The following is an 18,545-nucleotide window of genomic DNA, read 5'->3' on the forward strand; positions in this document are numbered from 1 at the left end:
TAATGGCGGGAAGCTAATAATAAAGTTAGCATGTTCTAACCGAATAAGCCCATGGCGGGATTCATACAAAATTGAATGACAATACCTGCAACAGACCATGGGTTACATCATTGAAACCATGTAGATATTAGGGTAAAAGAAAGAGGGTGTTTCTGTGCATAGATATAGAACTCATAACTGTGGAGAATTGGATCAAACACATGTCGGGGAAATCGTGAGAATTGCAGGTTGGATTAAAAATATGCGTAACCTTGGCGGGATTGTTTTTATTGACCTTAGGGATCATTATGGGGTTACGCAAATCGTTGTCTCTGATCCTAATGAATTAAAGGATTTCGTATCCAAGATCAGCAGGGAATCAACCATTTCTGTCGTAGGAACTGTATGTCACAGGTCCGCAAGCACGATCAGTCCCCAAATGAAAACCGGATATATTGAAGTCGTTGCCAAGGAGATAGAAGTGTTAGGGAAGGTCATGAACCCATTGCCTTTTGAAGTATCTTCAGCACATGAAGCCCGGGAAGATTTAAGATTAAAGTATCGTTTCCTGGATCTGCGCAATGAAAATCTACATGATAATATTGTACTTCGCTCTAAAGTCATTCAAAGTATCCGAAAAAAGATGATTGATTTGGATTTTTTAGAGATTCAGACACCGATTCTGACAAGTTCATCTCCAGAGGGCGCCAGAGACTATTTAGTTCCTAGTAGAGTGCATCCAGGTCAATTTTATGCCTTGCCTCAGGCACCTCAACAATTCAAACAACTATTAATGGTCTCCGGCTTTGATAAATATTTTCAAATTGCTCCGTGCTTTAGAGATGAGGATGCAAGAGCAGACAGATCACCCGGTGAGTTTTATCAGCTGGATTTGGAAATGGCTTTTGCTACACAGGAAGATGTTTTTAATGTAGTTGAAAATATGCTGTATGAAGTTTTTTCTGAATTTACACATTTTAAAATTTCAAAGCCTTTTAGTAGAATTCCCTATCAAGAAGCCATGCTCAAATATGGGAGCGATAAACCTGATTTAAGAAATCCATTAATTATCCATGATGTTACAGAGCTTTTTACAGAGAGTGATTTTAAAGTGTTTAAAAATAAAACGATACGAGTTATTGCTACTCCTGGTTGTGAAGCACAGCCAAGAAGCTTTTACGACGATATCGTGAACTTTGCTATGGAGGCTGGAGCGAAAGGTCTTTCATGGATTAAGTTTAATGATGATATGTCTCTCAGCGGCTCGATTGCAAAGTTTATACCGGAGAAGGTAAAAAACGAATTGATCGATGTAACGCAAGCTGGTCCGGGATATGCACTGTTTTTTGCTGCCGATGAGCTTAAAAATGTCGAAAAAATAGCTGGCGTTGTCCGAAACCAATTAGGCAAAAGGCTGGATTTATTGGAAAAGGATACGTTTAAGTTTTGCTGGATTGTTGATTTCCCCATGTTTGAATTGGACCCTGATACTCATAAAATAGAGTTCAGCCATAACCCATTTTCGATGCCGCAAGGTGGCATGGATGCGCTGCTGAATATGAATCCTCTGGAGATCCTGGCGTACCAATATGATATTGTATGTAATGGAATTGAGCTGTCCTCGGGGGCTGTCCGTAACCACGATACAGAGATTATGGTAAAAGCCTTTGAGATCGCGGGTTATACATATGAAGAGATTAAGAGTAAATTTCCTGCACTCTTTAATGCTTTTCAATTTGGGCCACCCCCTCACGCAGGTATAGCACCTGGAATTGATAGGATTGTAATGATCCTTGCAAATGAATCGAATATTCGAGAGGTCATTGCTTTTCCAATGAACAGTAAAGCACAGGATGTATTAATGGGAGCCCCTTCAGAGGTTACTGACAAACAATTGAGAGATGTTCATATAAAATTGGCAAATGCCAAGCCACAAACAGAGTGAACGGATTCAACAAGATACTGCAAGCAAAGCTGAATCCAGCACGCAATTAAATCCGATTGAGTGAGCTAAAAACTCTCCCTGCTAGAAGCAGAGGAGAGTTTTTTTATGTAGCTTAGATTGTTCAATTTAGGTTAGTAGCAACTGCTGCAACCTTTCTATCGTGAACCACGTCAAGAAGTTGTTAACGGCCAAGCGGCCTAATTCAACTACAAGGTGGAACTTAACATGAGCATGAGAAAAAGTGCAATCGCAGCCCTTACGACTATAGCTCTGCTGTCCTTCTCGGTTGGAGGTCATTTGTCTGCGGCAGACAGTCAATTCAAGGATTTGGGCCATGTAAATGGCAAAGAAAAAATCATATCCCTTAAAGAGCGGGGGTTACTTAAAGGTGCCTCTGACACGCAGTTTCTCCCCTCATCTAAAGTGACCGCTGCCCAAGGCATTCAGTTGATCTCGGGCGGACTTCAGCTTAGTTTGGCCGCCATTGATTTGAACCAGGCGCCGCAGGCGAGTGGACTGTTTACCCAGGTTAGGGATACCGCCTGGTACGCCGAAGCTTTTATTAACGCGTATTATAACGGTGTAGACATTCCAAAAGAAATCAATCCTGCCAAAGCACTAACCAAAGAAGAGTTCACTCACATGTTGATTCAGGGCATGGAAAAAGCAGGTGCTCTTCCCATGATTAAAATCGCACCTGCAAATATTGCGGATGACAGCGAGCTGGAGCCTTCTTACCAAGGCAGCATTCAACGCTCGCTAGTGTACAAGGTCAATGCCCTGGATGGGAAAGGAAATTTCCATCCCAAAAGTGCGATTACACGTGCCGAAGCTGCTGTTATGTTATACAATGCATTGGAATACCTGAATGCTCATCCAAAGTCGTAACCAATACAGCAATAAAGAGCTTTACTTCTGAGGAATTTAAGCATTCAGTTACTTGACATCAATACCGTGAATGCTATAATAAGGAAATCGAATTTAGACCCCGCGGTAGTTGACTATCGTAAGAATACTTTTCTGGTCCTTCGGCATAGAAACACAAGTAACGAATAAATAAGCTGGCTCCGGATGAGGGGTCAGCTTTATTTGTTTGTACAAAAGTTAACAGCTTTCACAGATTTACATATTGAGAGGAGACAGCAGTATGTTTGGGAATGACTGGGATGATGTACTACGGGAAGAGGTCGAAAAGCCTTACTTTGATGAATTAAGGTATACGTTAGCTCGAGAGTACAAGTTACATAAGGTATATCCTCCAAAGGAAGATTTGTTTTCAGCACTCAAATTAACGCCATATCATCTGACCAAAGCGGTTATATTAGGGCAGGACCCATACCATGGAGAGGGACAAGCTCACGGCTTGAGCTTTTCGGTTAGACCCGGTGTGCGTACACCGCCGTCTCTACAAAATATATACAAGGAGTTGCGCGATGATGTCGGCACTCCCATTCCGAATCAGGGATACCTCGTTCCTTGGGCTGAGCAAGGTGTGCTGCTGCTGAACAACGTGCTGACCGTGCGCGAAGGACAACCTCAATCTCATCAGGGAATAGGTTGGGAACGTTTCACGGATGCTGTCATTGAAGCGATTAATGAACGTGAACAGCCGGCAGTGTTCATTTTGTGGGGGAGCCATGCTCAGAAAAAAGCAAGCTTCGTGAATACCAGTAAGCACTTGGTGCTGAAATCTGCTCATCCGAGTCCATTGGCGGCTCATAGAGGTTTTTTTGGCAGCAAGCCTTTTTCACGTACCAATGCATTTTTGCAAGAGCATGGAATGGAACCGATTCGGTGGGAGATTCCTAACCGCTAGCACGGGAGGTGAGGACATGCGTCAATGGAAGGGACGTCAGGTCATTTTATATCACGGCAACAACGGTCATACCCAGAAGGTGCGCGGCACACTTGAAAAATGGGATGATATACGAAAATGCGTTATTTTGGGCCCGAAAATGCTGGCTATTCCTTTTGAAAATATTACGCATATTACCATGCTTCCTCCGGGACGTGAGCGTAAAAGCCGCCAGCCAGCGAGGCTGAACGCTTTCGGTTATGTAATGAATGTTCCGTTACAGTTTGATAATGCCATTCATTTTCAGTCGGCGGTGACGATTTGGAGAGATGATCAACTGATTGCTTATAATGTAAAGCTGGTTAGTCACTCGGCAGACCATGTGACTCTTGAGGATGGACAAACCTTATCCAAGGCAGAGCATTTATTTGTAGTGAGGTCACTGCGTGGCGAACTTTAACTGTTATAATTCACCTTTTTTTGATGAAGGGTTCAATTTAGTTAGCTGCTTACCGATAAAAGATAATGGGATTGTTAATAATATCCTGTTTTATAGAATGAAACCAAGGGAGAGAAACGAATGAAGCGTATGAAACGTATGAGCAAACGGAGTACCTTCTTACTTGCTTTGCTGATGTTTGTATTCGCAGCATGGCCAGCAGGTTTGATCCGGGCTGAGGAGAAAACGACCTCCACAGTACAGTGGGACAGTCAAAATCCAACCACAATCAATCTGGGTGGAAGCCCCGCTCAATTAAAAGTGTGGTCTGTGACGCAGACTGGTAAAACGGATGTAACCGAAGAAGCTGAATGGATCTCCGGGGACTCAAGTATTTTAAAGGTAGAAAAGGGACTCATTACCCCAGTGTCCAAAGGGCAGATTAAGATTGTTGCCACATATGGTCAGAAAACGGTAAGTACGACGATTACGGTAAAATCGCCTTACAGCAAGTTGCAATTCAATCCGACGGGTCCTCTGAATCTGACTATTGGCGGAGAATCGAAGCAACTGACTGCTCAAGGTGTGCTTAGCGGAGGCGGCACGGAAAATGTGTCCGGTGTGGAATGGACATCCACGAATGAGGCTGTGGCTACCGTAGAGAATGGACTTGTACGTCCTCTTGCCAAAGGCGTGACTTACATTAAAGCCGCCAAAGATGGACTGAATGCACAATTGATCGTGTATGTTCGTTCTTCATCCCAGGCACTGGTACTGAGTGAGACTGGCTCCAAATCGGTCTATATGGGTAGCTCCCCCATTCAGGTTACTGCAACCGATGTGAACCTGACTGGCGGCAAAACAGATGTGACCAACACAGCAGAATGGACTTCCTCTAATTCGCTGGTTGCCACTGTAGAGCAAGGGAAAATCACACCGATGGATGTAGGGAGTTCGACCATTACAGCTTCCTATCATGGTTTGAGTAAGACTCTGAAGATTAATGTACTTCCAACTGTCGAAAAACTGGTCTCAAGCAAAGCCAGTCTGGCTCTTGAAACTGGCAGCAAAACATCTCTTCCGAGTATATCTGCTTATTTGGTCAATGGAGCCAAAAAAGCAGTTCAATCCGATGTAAAATGGAGCTTAAGCAGTGAGAGTGCAGTCAAAATTGCAAATGGTAAACTGGTAGCAGTAAACCCAGGTAGTGCAACATTGACAGCGACAGTAGGTGCGCTCAAGCTGGATATTCCAGTGACCGTACAATATAAGGTTCTTAAGCTGACGGCTTCTGAGAAAAAATATGTATTGGTTGCAGGCCAAGAAACGAGTATTCCGACTGTAAAAGCACACATGGCTGGTGGCGGAGTACTGGATGTTACCAACCAGGTAAGCTGGGTAGCTACAACAGCCGCAGTTACAGTGGGAAATGGCAAAGTAAAAGCGGTGAGTGGTGGAAACTCGGGAATCAAGGCAATGTATATGAATAAATACGTGAAAGTGCCTGTCATTGTGGAGGGAGCCATTTCTACATTGACACCAAGTTTTTCGAATGCTGAGATGAATTTGAAGGGAAGTAAGTCCATCAAAGTCGTCGGCAATTATACAGATGGTAAAAAAGTTACCCTGAGCAGTAAAGTGAAATGGACAACATCGAATGCTTCTGTAGTGGTCGTAAAAGGGTCTTCCATTAAAGCTGTTGGAATTGGAACAGCAACCATTACGGGTACGTACCAGGATAAGTCGTTTAACGTGGAGATTAAGGTTACACCTAAGTTGCTTAAGCTGGTATTGAGCAATAAAAACCTGAAGCTGCCTAAGGGCTCATCTCAAGTGCTTAGCGTGAGTGCAGTTTATGATTCAGGCGCGACTGCGAATGTGACCAATTCAGCGGTGTGGACATCCTCCAAACCGTCGATCGTACAGGTTACAGCTGGTCAGGTGAAGGCCTTGGATAGCGGAAGCTCCAGTATTAAAGTAGTCTATGGTGGTAAGAAGGTAACGACGTCTGCCAAAGTGTTAAAATAGTCTACGTACATTGCCAAATCTGGCGTATACCAAACAAATAAACCCCCGGTCCAAAGACTGGGGGTTTTATTTTCAGCTTATTCTACGCCGTCCTGATAATGATTTTTCCAGTGCTTATCGCCTTTGTGCGCGAAATCTTCAACTGTTTTCTCCAGAGTAGCTACTAGTTGGGCTTTAATCTCAGCGATTGTGTCACGAAATAATCTTTCTTCCGTACCGTTGATTTTTTCACCATATAAAGCTTGAGCAGCTACAAATTGACGATGTTGTTCTACAAAACTGTCAATCGAATGCAATGCATGCTCCACGTATTGTGAAATGCTATGATGCTCGTTAGGCAGTTGTAATTTTAATTCCTTAACTCTGTTTAATAATGCCATGATGATCACCTCGTGCGTTTTGTTATGTCAATAATTATACATCATTTTCGGAAAAATTTCATTAAATTTCGGTTAAATTGTGACTTTTATTATGTCATGATTGCATTTTCAATGGTGATCAGTCCTAATCTCGGAATTTTGTGCTTTTTTCTTGGTATCGTGATTTCAAAATTTAAAATATATGATACAAAGACAATGTAAGAGCAAGCTGCGACAGCTGTCTTTCTGACATGCTATAATGGGGAAAAAGCCCAGTCGGAAAGGTTGTCAGTATGGTATGAAGCTTTTTAAAGGTTTATTTTGGGGAATTCTGATTAGTCTTCTCCTGTGGTGCGCCTTGTTTGGGCTTGTCCGCTGGATGACTCATTAAGTCGTTCTCTGTATCTTATACAATAACTCTTGCGACTGTATCCACGTCATTAACGGAAATCGTATATACGTGTTCGTCATCGTAGAGCTTGAATTGCTGAGTTTCTTGGTCAGATAGGAGCTTAGGCCAGCCAATTACGGTATTTCCATTCAGTAACCGGATTACAACAGCTTGCATTTGGCTCACGGCCAGTTTGATCTCATCGTTCATTCGTACAACCTCCTCTCTATACTATTTGTCGTCGGATATTTAACCTTTTTTTATAGTCGGTAAGGGGTTACAAAAAATAAAATCTGGGGATTACCTTAGCTGAAGGTCATTTACTGGGATAGCTTGAAAGGAAGAGGGAAATTGAAGAAAAAGTTGCTAAGTTTTATAGCCTTAGTGTTGCTAGCTGTGGGAGCGTACTGGTTTGAAGGAGACAATCTTTTTACGAAAATAACAGGAGAGAACCCGCCTTCATCAGCTCAGGTAACGCTGCAATTTCCGTCAGGTCGTTATCCTGAAACGGCGCAGCATATTAAGGAAGCCATTCAAGCGGGAAAATCACCAGTATGCACAATTGACCGGGAAGGAGCCGAGCAAAATCGTCAGCATTCACTTGCGGGTGTTCCTACTCGTAAAGGGTTTGATCGTGATGAATGGCCGATGGCTATGTGCTCAGAAGGGGGTAAGGGTGCAAATATCAAGTACATAGCTCCTAAGGATAATCGTGGGGCAGGATCATGGGTCAGTCACCAGTTAGATCAGTATGAGGATGGGACTCGTGTAAAATTCGTTATTAAATAGTTTTTGATTTAGTGTTTTTACCTTTTAGCTCCTTAGATGTTTCCTGTTTGGCTTTAATCAGCGCCAAAAAATCAAAAAAATCACCTAGTGTATTGAAGCCGGCACCTAATATGGCCAGGTCTTCAGCAGATAGTTGATCTAACCATTCCATTTGCTTAGCGTCAAACATATTATCACCGCCAACCCTTAATAATGTATAGTATGTAGTGGCGGCAACGAAGGTCAGGGCTCTGGCATACCTTTTAAGTATGCCTGTTTTTTGTGCAGAGGATGTGTAAAACTCATGTTTAAATTTAATTTTTATACTAAAATCGTTTCCATCGTTATCGTATTGCTGATACCTGTGCTGCTTCTGTATGTCTACTCTAATCAGACAACGACAGGCGTATTACGTGAAGAACTGAATCAATCCAATTATAACCAGCTGACTTTTTTTCAAAACCAGGTGAATACGAATATTGAAATGATTTCCTCCTGGCCGCATCTGCTGATTCATGATCCTGATGTAGCCAGTTTCCAAGCAATTTTTTTAAAGGATAAGACTCTCAACCTGGATGGAATTAACCTGGTCAAGCGGATTCAAACCAAGCTTGGGCTTCAGGAAAGCTCTTCGAACTGGAGAACAGGGCTGAGTATATATTCTCCTTCGCTTGGACGAGTTGTATCGGAGAATGGAGCCAGTTATTATGATCAGAAGAAATTAAGACAATCGATTACAAACGGCTGGCAGGTATCAAAAAAAGGAGTGTACGGTAAGGATCAATTTATATTTTCATTGTATACCTTATCCCCGTTTTCCTCACTAGCCAATCCGGAAACCGCTAACACAATTATTAAAGTGGAATTCGATAGCAGCAACATTCAGGACATGCTTGACCGCTTTAAAGGCGATGGGCGAAAGGAGCCTTTTTATTATAAAAAAGGTGTAGGCGTGATTTACAATCGCTCTGCAAACGAAGAATTGTCAAGCCAGCTGATTGCGAAACTGGAGAAATTGGGATTACATGAAGTTGATAATTTGACCGTGAAAATTGGAGAAGAGAGTTACCTTGTTCACGCCGTTCTTTCGCAAACAACAGGTTGGTATTTGATTGACTACATGCCCTTGTCCGATATGATGTCTCCGATTTATTCATCTAACCGACTATTTTATATAACCGTTGTTGGCTCGCTACTGGTGGGGATCATTGGTGCTTATCTTCTTCACTCACAGGTACAAGTTCCGATTCTCCAGCTTGTGCGGGCGTTTCGGAGATTAAAGGATGGAGACTATGCTGTTCGTTTGAGTCCTAAGGGTAGTCATGAATTTGCATTTCTGTCACGTCAATTCAACCTGATGGTCGAACAGATTCAAGAGCTGTTTGAGAAGGTTTACGTTGAGAAGCTGCATGTAAAGGAAGCTCGTCTAAAGCAGCTCCAGTCTCAAATCAATCCCCATTTTTTTTATAATTGTTTTTCCTTTATTACGAGTATGGCAAAGCTGCGCAATCATGAGGCGGTCGTGGCTATGGCTCATAATTTGTCCAAATATTATCGCTATACGACAAGACAGGAAAGAGATTTGGTTCCTTTATCGGATGAAGTCGAGTTTGTGCAATATTATTTGAAAATTCAGCAGATGCGTATGCCACGGTTAACGTTCACTATTGACATTTCTTCACAGGCCCATAGTCTGCTGGTTCCACCGCTTGTATTGCAACCCCTGGTGGAAAATGCAGTGCTGCACGGAATAGAACCTCAGGCGGAGGAGGGGATCATCCGTATTATGACTGAGTGCATCGGCTCATCCATGTACTTGATTGTAGACGATAACGGACTCGGTTTGAGTGAAGAGGATATAACATCCCTGACTTTAGCACTTGAGAAGCCTGTAGAGGAGAAAAGTGGCTATGGTTTATGGAATGTGCATCAACGAATGCGATTACATTTTGGTGAAAACGCCGGGCTGGAATTCTCGTTGTCTCCGTTGGGAGGATTAAGAGTGATTTTAAAATGGCCACTGTCAATTGAAGAAGGGCAGGAAGACAGGTTGATCCATTCTTCATCAAATTCAAGAAATAGTTAAATTGGAGGATACTGATGGTTCAGATATTACTAGTCGATGATGAGAGTTATGTTACTGAAAGCCTGGCGGCTACCATACCGTGGGAGTCATTGGGAATTGAGAGGGTACATCAAGCAGCTTCAGCCTTGGCAGCAGTAGATGTGCTGGAAGCGCATGATATTGATATTCTGGTTACGGACATTCGTATGCCTGGCATGACGGGATTAGAGCTGATTGTTGAAGTAAACGAACGTTGGCCGCACATCCGAAGTTTATTACTGACAGGTTATGCTGATTTTGAATACGCTAAAAAAGCGCTCCAGCTTAAGGCTTTTGATTACATATTAAAGCCGGTAGATGATGATGAGTTTATCAAATGTGTGTCAGCTGCTATGGATTCGCTAAAGGAAGAATGGGAAGCATTCGACAAGGTTCATCAATTACAATACAGTCGCAGGAACGATTTCGGTGTGCTGCGCACTCATTTGATGCACGATTTGTTACTCGGGCGTGATTTGACTGTACAGAAAATAACGGACAAAATGTCCGAATATGAAATCAAGCTACGTACAGAACATCCTGCCAGTATGCTGCTTATTCAGTTGGGCAAGCATTTTTCTGATATGGATTATCACTCAGTGTCCTTAATTGAGTATGCGATTGGAAATATTGCAGAAGAAGTGTTTGCTCCTGATTTTCATGTTTGGCATTGCAAAGCGCCACATGATTGCCTAATCGTGTTAATTGAAGGGAATTGGGATTTATTTGCTGAAAGGACTGTGGATGAACAGAATCATTTTTTGCGTGCAGCGATTGAGACCTTTCGAAAAAATGTGAGCAATTACTTGAAAGGTGAAATTTACGTCACATTAACGAATTGGTTTCATTTCCCGGATGAGCTGCCTAAGCTATATCAGACAGCAATCAGATCCTTATATTGGAACCAACAGGAGGAAACGAATCCACTGCTATTCATAGAAGAGCAGACAGAACAGTCACATAGCTCAGTGAAGTCGCTGGAGGGTCTTTATACGCATCCAACGCTTACTCATCTGCTAGAGTCCAGGCAATGGGAAGAGGCCGAAGCAAAAGTAAGCCGTGTATTTGGCAAAATGGAAGAGGCAGGTTATACACGCGAGCATTTGTATGAACTGTTTATTTCGGTAACGAGCGCCTTTATGTATACAGCTCACAAACAAGGACGCTTCATTACACAAATGGACCAGGTAGGCTTCGATCCGTTACATGCGCAGAAATTGGTTCATTCGTTTCCCCACCTCAAAGAGTGGATATTTTCCATGATGAACAAGCTTAAAGCCGAGTGGTCCGCAAGCGAGCAAAGCGCCAAAAGCTATGTGGTCAAGCAGGTTCAGGAGTTGATCGCTCAAGATAAAGGACAGGAGCTGTCTGTTAAGACGATTGCCGATCAGGTCTATCTTCATCCCGTCTATTTGTCCAAAATCTATAAAGCCGAAACTGGGGAAGGCCTGGGAGATTATATTATCCGAATGAGAATGGAACGGGCTCTTTATTTGCTCAAATATTCCAACAAAAAAATATATGAAATAACAACTGAACTCGGTTATCAGAATCCCCAATATTTCAGCAAGATGTTCAAAAAACATTATGGAATGACTCCGCATGAATTTCGGGACCAGTAAAGACGAATGAGTAAAGATCAGTTGGGAAAGGTGCAGAAATATTTATTTTGTGACATAGGCTGCTAAGAAAAGCCCTCTTATAATAAAAGAGTAGAAAATGATTTTTAGAGGGGGAACAAGATGCGAGTTCATTCGAAGAAAAAGCTATTGTCGTTGCTCGCCGCAACTATGGTATTAGGGGTTGGCCTTGTGGGCTGCTCAGGTGCAGGAAATGATGGGAATGCGGACAGTACAGCTAAAACTGAAAACGTATACAAAGAAAAATACAACCCAGAAGTTACAATATCCACGGTATGGGGTGTAGATCCCGCCTTAAAATTTAAAAATGGCGAATCTATCGAAAATAACGTTGCGACGAAATGGGCCAAAGAGAAATTTGGTATTAATATAAAATCACTCTGGTCTGTCACGGATACAAACGGTGCGTTTGCTACCAAGCTGCGGTTGGCGATGTCCTCTGGTCAGGAGATGCCTGATGTCGTTGTACTGGGAACGGAGAATGAGCAGCTGGCCCAGGATATGATCGACTCCGGTATGTTCGCTGAAGTTGGCCCGTTGTTTGATAAATATGCTTCGGATTCTTGGAAGCAGGCCATGAGTCAGGATACGAATGTATGGAATCAGTATAGCCGGGATGGTAAAAAAATGGGTATCCCTGTGCTTGATTTCGCCTATAACCATGATTATGTATTGTGGGTACGACAAGATTGGTTGGATAAGCTGGGGATGAAGGCTCCTGAGACGATGGATGATTTGGAAAAAGTGATGGATGCCTTTAAAAATAAAAATCCGGACGGATTAGCTCCGGACAAAGTGACCCCGCTCAGCATCGGTTTCAAAACATCTATGAACACTTGGATGGGTGACCCATCCTGGATTTTCGGGGCTTATGGCACACTACCCCAGCAGTGGAACAAAAGTGCAAACGGCAGCTTGGAATATGGCTCTGTCCAGCCTGGCATGAAGCCGGGTCTGCAAAAACTGAGCGAGTGGCTCAAAAAAGGATATATCCCTCAGGAAGCAGCATTATGGGATGAAAATAAAACGACAGAACCTACAGTTGCAGGGACAGCCGGGATGATTCCTGGGCCATATTGGATGAGCGGCTGGCCGCTTCAAGATACGGTTAAAAATGCGCCGAGTGCTGTATGGAAGCCGATCAAGATTCCAGCTGGACCTGACAACAAAGCTATGCGCCATGGAACGCAGTACACCAATGGTGTCGTACTCATCAACAAACAAATGCAGCATCCTGAAGCCTTCTTCACATATCAAAATTACTTGTTTGATCATTATGCAAATGCCAAACCGGACGGTGATTTGTCGAATGGGCTGTTTAAGGGCTACGATTATGATTTAGATGCCAATGGAAAGCTGGTGTCTATTGATAAAATACCGGGTGGTTATGTAAACACTATTCGTTATTTGTTGGTTCGTGATGGTGCACGTATCCCTGATGCCCAAATGAAGGCTTTGTTAAGCTTGGCTGACGGTGCAGAACCGAAAACCAGACTGGAGAAAGATGTGATGGTGAATTACGGGAAAGACACTCCTGCAGCGGCCAAAGTGCTTATGGAACAGAAAGATATCTCCATGAAGGATCAGTTCACGGGACCAACTACGCCAACGATGAAGGCTAAAAAGGATTATCTGGATAAGATTGAAAGCCAGACGTTCAATGAAATTATTTATGGCAAACAGCCGATTTCCGCTTTTGATACCTTTGTACAGACGTGGAAAGCCGCTGGTGGCGAACAAATTACAAAGGAAGTAAACGAATGGTATAAGAGCGTCGAAAAGTAAAAGTTGTCGATGGTGTAAAACAGATTGAAAAAGGCTGTCCCAAGGTGGACAGCCTTTTTACTTCAGCTTCATATGGATTAAATAAAAATGATTGCTTTTGTGCCATGTATGTTGGTTTTTTGAACTGTTGGGACTGCGAAAACGCTTTTATAATTGAGGTATATCATGAGAGTTACAGGAGGAACTGCAATGAGAAGTCTGCAACGTACGTGGCCATTTCATATCATGCTGCTACCAGCCATCATTTTCTTAATTGTATTCAGCTACATTCCAATGGGCGGCATCGTGATGGCCTTTCAAAATTACAAACCTTGGCTAGGCATAACTGGTTCTGAATGGGTTGGACTGGATAATTTCCGCTTTTTGTTCCAACGGGAGGACAGTCTTCAGGTCGTATGGAATACGCTGATTATTGCTGTGTTAAAGATGTTTTTCAATCTGCTGGTTCCGTTTGTTTTTGCTATCCTGCTGAATGAAATTCGCAAGGTCGGACTTCAGCGCTCCATTCAGACATTGGTGTATCTGCCACATTTTCTGTCCTGGGTAATCTTGGGTGGGATTCTGATTGATCTGTTGGCTACTGACGGATTTATGAACCAGATTCTTGGAAGTATAGGAATCCAGCCTATCTTCTTTCTGGGAGATAACAACTGGTTTCGTTTTACCGTCATTGTATCGGACATATGGAAAGAGTTTGGCTACAATACCATCGTATTCCTCGCTGCACTGGCGGGTATCAATCCTTCGTTGTATGAGGCTTCTGAAATGGATGGAGCGAGCCGGTGGAGACAGACGCTGCACATTACTGTACCATCATTGATTCCGATGGTGGTCGTTGTTGGGACGCTTGCCCTTGGTAATGTTCTGAATGCTGGTTTTGACCAGATTTTCAACCTTTATAATCCGCTGGTATACCAAAAAGGCGATATTATTGACACATTCGTCTACCGGACAGCATTGATCAATGGGGAGATGGGCTTTGCTACCGCCATTGGGTTGTTCAAATCCGTTATCAGTATGATTCTCATTCTGATATCTTATCGGCTTGCTTACAAATGGGCAGGTTACCGCATATTCTGATTCCACGAGGCTGAAAGAGGGAGAGTCATGTATCATAAAACAACGCCATACCGCATTTTTAATGTGTTCAATATTTGCTTGCTTGTGATATTGTCTATCATGTGTATTGTTCCACTGATTCATGTGTTGGCGGTATCGTTTAGTGCTAAATCAGCAGCAGATGCCAATCTGGTTGGACTGTGGCCAGTGCAATTTTCTTTAGAAGCCTATAAGAAGACGATGAATAACCCAATTTTTCTGCACTCCATCTGGATTTCCGTCTGCCGAACTGTCTTGGGAACCGGCTTGACGCTGCTGATTACCTTTTTAGCTGCTTATCCGCTTTCGAAGGAAACCACGGTGTTCCGTAGTCGCAACATTTATTCATGGCTGTTTGTATTTAGTATGATTTTTAACGGTGGTCTGGTTCCATTTTATATGGTTATTCAAAAGATTCATCTTATGGACAGCTTCTGGGTACTTGTTTTGCCAGGAGCGGTCAATACATTTCTGGTCATTCTTATGCTGAACTTTTTCAGAGGTATCCCCAAAGAGATGGAAGAGGCGGCATTGATCGACGGAGCAGGGCATTTTCGGACATTGTTTAGTATTTTCTTACCGATATCCATGCCTTCCATTGCGACGATTGCGCTGTTCAGTATGGTATTTCATTGGAACTCATGGTTTGATGGTCTGCTCTATTTGAGCAATGCAAAGGATTATCCGCTGGCGACGTTCCTGCAAACTGTAATTATACAGAAGGATATGAGCTCCATGAGCATGAGTCCCAAAGAGATGGAATTACTGTCTCAGACGACGGTTAATGCAGCACAAATTTTCATTGGTGCAGCGCCTATTCTTATTGTATATCCATTTTTACAAAAGTATTTTGTTAAAGGTATGACGTTAGGTTCCGTCAAAGAGTAACAGAACTAATACAAGGAGATGATTTACAGTGACATATCCAAACATAACCAAGTACCCTCCCATTAGTGAGCGAGTTCCGCGTATGCTGCATGGAGCAGACTATAACCCGGAACAATGGCAGCAATATCCCGAGGTGTTAGCGGAGGATATCCGCTTGATGAAACTAGCCAAATGTAACGTGATGTCTGTCGGCATTTTCTCATGGGTATCCTTGGAGCCTGAGGAAGGTGTGTTTACGTTTGATTGGCTGGATCGTATTCTGGATTCGTTTGCTGAGAACGGAATCTATGCGTTTTTGGCCACTCCGAGCGGAGCAAGACCAGCCTGGATGTCACAAAAATATCCCGAGGTGCTGCGTGTAGGGGTTAACCGTGTCCGTAACTTGCACGGGTTTCGACATAACCACTGTTATACGTCGCCTGTATACCGGGAAAAAGTACGTATCATGAATACGAAGCTGGCTGAGCGATATGCTAATCATCCTGCTGTTATTGGCTGGCACATTTCCAATGAATTTGGTGGAGACTGTCACTGTGATTATTGTCAAGAGGCGTTTCGCACTTGGGTGCAGGATAAATATGGTACGCTGGATCAGCTTAATCATTCATGGTGGACAACATTTTGGAGTCATACAGTTACAGATTGGAGCCAAGTCGAATCTCCAGCACCTCATGGTGAGACGCAGGTTCATGCCATGAATTTGGACTGGAGACGATTTGTAACCGAACAGACCGCAGATTTTATCAAGCATGAGATTGTGCCGCTTAAGGCTGCAAATCCGGACATTCCAGTCACAACCAATTTAATGGAGTTTTTCGAAGGATTGAATTATTGGAAGTTTGCTGATCTGCTCGATGTTATATCCTGGGATAGTTATCCGACCTGGCATGACCGTGAAGGAGATGATAGCCGGCAGGCTGCAAGAGTGGCAATGATGCACGATATTATTCGCTCCATTAAAGGTGGGAAGCCTTGGATGCTCATGGAAAGTACGCCAAGTTTGACAAACTGGCAAGACGTTAGCAAGCTGAAGCGACCGGGCATGCATCTGCTATCGTCTTTACAGGCTGTGGCGCACGGCTCAGACACTGTTCAATATTTTCAGTGGCGGAAAAGCCGCGGTTCGAGTGAAAAGCTGCATGGTGCAGTCGTCGATCATGTAGGACACGAGCATACTCGGGTATTCGGGGATGTGACAGATGTCGGTCATGCGCTGGAAAAACTGGAAGAGGTGATCGGTACATCCGTACCGGCTGAGGCCGCAGTCATTTTTGATTGGGAGAACCGTTGGGGAATCAACGATTCACAGGGGCCGCGGAACAAAGGCGTGAAATATGAGGAGACAGCTGAAGCACATTATTTGGCATTGTGGGAGCAGGGAGTGCCAGTAGATGTCATTCATATGGATGCAGATTTCTCCAAATATAAACTTTTGGTCGCTCCGATGTTGTATATGGTCCGCAGCGGTGTAGGGGAGCGCATACAGAAGTTTGTTGAAAACGGGGGCACATTCGTAGCAACCTATTGGTCCGGCATTGTGGATGAACATGATTTGTGCTTCCTTGGAGGCTTTCCAGGACCGCTTCGTAAGACGCTGGGAATCTGGTCGGAAGAGATTGATGGATTGCATGATCATGATCGTAACTACATTATACCGATTGAAGGCAATGAGTTGGATCTACGGGAGGAGTATGAAGCTGTAGAATTGTGCGATCTCATTCATACGGAGGGTGCAGAGGTACTGGCTAAGTACGGGACAGACTTTTATGCAGGACGTCCAGCTTTGACGGTGAACCGTTTGGGACAGGGAAAAGCTTATTACATCGCATCACGCAACACCGGACTATTCCATAGTCATTTTTACAAGAGTTTAATTGATGAGGCAGGTCTCAGTAAAGCACTCGATGTGCAGTTGCCACATGGAGTGAACACAGCGATTCGTACCGATGGAGTTCATGATTATATTTTTGTAATGAATTTTACGCATGAGCCGCAAGAGATTACACTGGATGGACGAACTTATACGGATATGCTTGAAAATCTTGTGATAGCAGACAGCAGCGTTCAATTGGGTGCCTATGCTGTTAAGGTTCTAAAGACAGAGCGCAATAATTAGAACACGTTATACATGTGATCGCCGCTGATTCCCGAGTGAGGGAGCAGGTGGATTGGCCAGAGGCAATGTGAGTATACAATTTAGATAGGGGATGACTTATGAAAACAGGTAAACGTACTATGGTATTTGCGATGTTGATCTTGTTATCCAGCTTTTTGTACCCATTGGGCTCTATGGGAGTGGGTGCGGCTTCGGCCGCCCCTGCTTTCGCCAAAGGAGCAGATATAAGCTGGGTCGCAGGGATGGAAGCCCAAGGTATGACCTGGAAGGATAAAAAAGGGGTTCGCCGGGATGTGCTGCAAATTTTACGGGACGATTATCAGATCAATTCGGTTCGTATTCGAGTGTGGGTAAATCCTGACATGAAGGATTATGCAAGCGGATACATGAATGCCGAGAAGGCAGCAAAGCTTGCGCAGCGAGCTCAAAAGTTAGGCATGAGCGTTATGCTGACCCTGCATTATAGCGATTCATGGGCTGACCCAGGACAGCAGAATAAGCCTTACGCATGGCGCAATTTTACATTTACACAACTTATGGATGCGGTCTGGTCCCATACCGTCTATGTTATGAACACGATGAAGAGCAAGGGTGTGACACCGGTTTGGGTGCAAATCGGCAATGAAACGAACAATGGCATGCTCTGGGATGACGGCAAAGCCTCAGTGAATATGAAAAACTATGCGTGGCTCGTCAATACAGGGAATAACGCTGTTAAATCCGTAAGCAGCAGCACCAAGACGATCGTACATTTAGCTAACGGGGATAACAGTTCTGTTTTGAACTGGAACATTGGTGGACTGATTGATAATGGAGCTCAGTTTGACCTTATTGGACTGTCTTTATATCCGTCTTCCTCTGATTGGCAGGGTAAGGTGGATCAGACGATTACCAATGCCAATAGCCTCATTGCGAAATATGGTAAAGGCATTGTTATCAGTGAAATCGGGATGGAATATAATGAACCTGCTGCTTCCAAGGCGTTTATTTCTGCAATCAAAACGAAGGTTCGGAGTATCGGAGGCGGTAAAGGCGTGGGCGTATTTTATTGGGAGCCAGCTGCAACCCCAGGTTATAATCAAGGCTATAACAAAGGTGCTTGGCAGGCTGACGGTAAGCCAACCTCAGCGTTGGAAGGCTTTTTAAACTAAAGAACGATGTAAGAGCATATCAAAGAACCTCTAATGCGCATTCTATGCAGATTAGAGGT

The 18,545-nt window shown here is 43.6% G+C and carries 15 protein-coding genes and 1 pseudogene; 13 read left to right on the forward strand and 3 right to left on the reverse strand.

Features of this window, described 5'->3' with window-relative positions; translation table 11 throughout:
• Nucleotides 1–154 precede the first annotated feature (154 nt).
• The 5 genes from aspS (at nt 155) to ACXHJ1_RS16250 (ending at nt 6,186) form a co-directional block, all read left to right on the forward strand.
• Nucleotides 155–1,924 (forward strand): aspartate--tRNA ligase, encoded by a 1,770-nt coding sequence (gene aspS, locus ACXHJ1_RS16230; protein ID WP_457904917.1) that lies wholly within the window; start codon nt 155–157, stop codon nt 1,922–1,924.
• A 225-nt stretch (nt 1,925–2,149) separates the two neighbouring features.
• The gene (locus ACXHJ1_RS16235) at nt 2,150–2,812 is read left to right on the forward strand and encodes an S-layer homology domain-containing protein (RefSeq protein ID WP_153794921.1); all 663 of its coding nucleotides are present in this window, start codon (nt 2,150–2,152) and stop codon (nt 2,810–2,812) included.
• Nucleotides 2,813–3,071: 259 nt separating this feature from the next.
• Entirely contained in the window at nt 3,072–3,740 is a 669-nt protein-coding gene (locus ACXHJ1_RS16240; RefSeq protein ID WP_031461748.1) for a uracil-DNA glycosylase, read from the forward strand.
• 16 nt (nt 3,741–3,756) lie between these two features.
• Nucleotides 3,757–4,179 (forward strand): YolD-like family protein, encoded by a 423-nt coding sequence (locus tag ACXHJ1_RS16245; protein WP_016822423.1) that lies wholly within the window; start codon nt 3,757–3,759, stop codon nt 4,177–4,179.
• Between the two features lie 120 nt (nt 4,180–4,299).
• Complete coding sequence (locus tag ACXHJ1_RS16250; protein ID WP_457904918.1) at nt 4,300–6,186, forward strand: Ig-like domain-containing protein; 1,887 nt, start codon at nt 4,300–4,302, stop codon at nt 6,184–6,186.
• Between the two features lie 77 nt (nt 6,187–6,263).
• Here ACXHJ1_RS16250 and ACXHJ1_RS16255 read toward each other — a convergent pair whose 3' ends face one another.
• Both ACXHJ1_RS16255 and ACXHJ1_RS16260 read right to left on the reverse strand, forming a co-directional pair.
• On the reverse strand, nt 6,264–6,566 hold the full coding sequence (locus ACXHJ1_RS16255; protein WP_013371923.1) for a hypothetical protein: 303 nt from the start codon (nt 6,564–6,566) through the stop codon (nt 6,264–6,266).
• Between the two features lie 385 nt (nt 6,567–6,951).
• Entirely contained in the window at nt 6,952–7,146 is a 195-nt protein-coding gene (locus ACXHJ1_RS16260; RefSeq protein WP_016822421.1) for a hypothetical protein, read from the reverse strand.
• 141 nt (nt 7,147–7,287) lie between these two features.
• Between ACXHJ1_RS16260 and ACXHJ1_RS16265 the strand changes: the two genes are divergently transcribed.
• Nucleotides 7,288–7,725 carry a NucA/NucB deoxyribonuclease domain-containing protein gene (locus ACXHJ1_RS16265; protein WP_016822420.1) on the forward strand — a complete coding sequence of 146 codons (438 nt, stop codon included), beginning with the start codon at nt 7,288–7,290 and terminating at the stop codon, nt 7,723–7,725.
• Here the strand turns inward: ACXHJ1_RS16265 and ACXHJ1_RS16270 are convergent.
• On the reverse strand, nt 7,718–7,894 hold the full coding sequence (locus ACXHJ1_RS16270) for a hypothetical protein (protein WP_016822419.1): 177 nt from the start codon (nt 7,892–7,894) through the stop codon (nt 7,718–7,720). The genes ACXHJ1_RS16265 and ACXHJ1_RS16270 overlap by 8 nt on opposite strands.
• Nucleotides 7,895–8,008: 114 nt before the next feature.
• Between ACXHJ1_RS16270 and ACXHJ1_RS16275 the strand changes: the two are divergent.
• The 7 genes and pseudogenes from ACXHJ1_RS16275 (at nt 8,009) to ACXHJ1_RS16305 (ending at nt 18,486) form a co-directional block, all read left to right on the forward strand.
• Nucleotides 8,009–9,830, forward strand: a pseudogene (locus ACXHJ1_RS16275) (sensor histidine kinase).
• The gene (locus tag ACXHJ1_RS16280; protein ID WP_039276118.1) at nt 9,805–11,430 is read left to right on the forward strand and encodes a response regulator transcription factor; all 1,626 of its coding nucleotides are present in this window, start codon (nt 9,805–9,807) and stop codon (nt 11,428–11,430) included. Before ACXHJ1_RS16275 ends, ACXHJ1_RS16280 begins: the two are co-directional and overlap by 26 nt.
• 120 nt (nt 11,431–11,550) lie before the next feature.
• Complete coding sequence (locus ACXHJ1_RS16285; protein ID WP_107733338.1) at nt 11,551–13,233, forward strand: type 2 periplasmic-binding domain-containing protein; 1,683 nt, start codon at nt 11,551–11,553, stop codon at nt 13,231–13,233.
• A 189-nt stretch (nt 13,234–13,422) separates the two neighbouring features.
• On the forward strand, nt 13,423–14,313 hold the full coding sequence (locus ACXHJ1_RS16290; protein WP_040103380.1) for an ABC transporter permease: 891 nt from the start codon (nt 13,423–13,425) through the stop codon (nt 14,311–14,313).
• 27 nt (nt 14,314–14,340) lie between these two features.
• Nucleotides 14,341–15,219, forward strand: coding sequence for a carbohydrate ABC transporter permease (locus ACXHJ1_RS16295; protein WP_016822415.1), 879 nt, complete (start codon nt 14,341–14,343; stop codon nt 15,217–15,219).
• Between the two features lie 28 nt (nt 15,220–15,247).
• Complete coding sequence (locus tag ACXHJ1_RS16300; protein ID WP_457904919.1) at nt 15,248–17,335, forward strand: beta-galactosidase; 2,088 nt, start codon at nt 15,248–15,250, stop codon at nt 17,333–17,335.
• A gap of 98 nt (nt 17,336–17,433) precedes the next feature.
• A complete protein-coding gene (locus tag ACXHJ1_RS16305) occupies nt 17,434–18,486 on the forward strand; it encodes a glycoside hydrolase family 53 protein (protein ID WP_457904920.1) in 1,053 nt (350 codons plus the stop codon).
• Nucleotides 18,487–18,545 lie beyond the last annotated feature (59 nt).

This window comes from Paenibacillus sp. ALE2 (genome assembly GCF_054113385.1).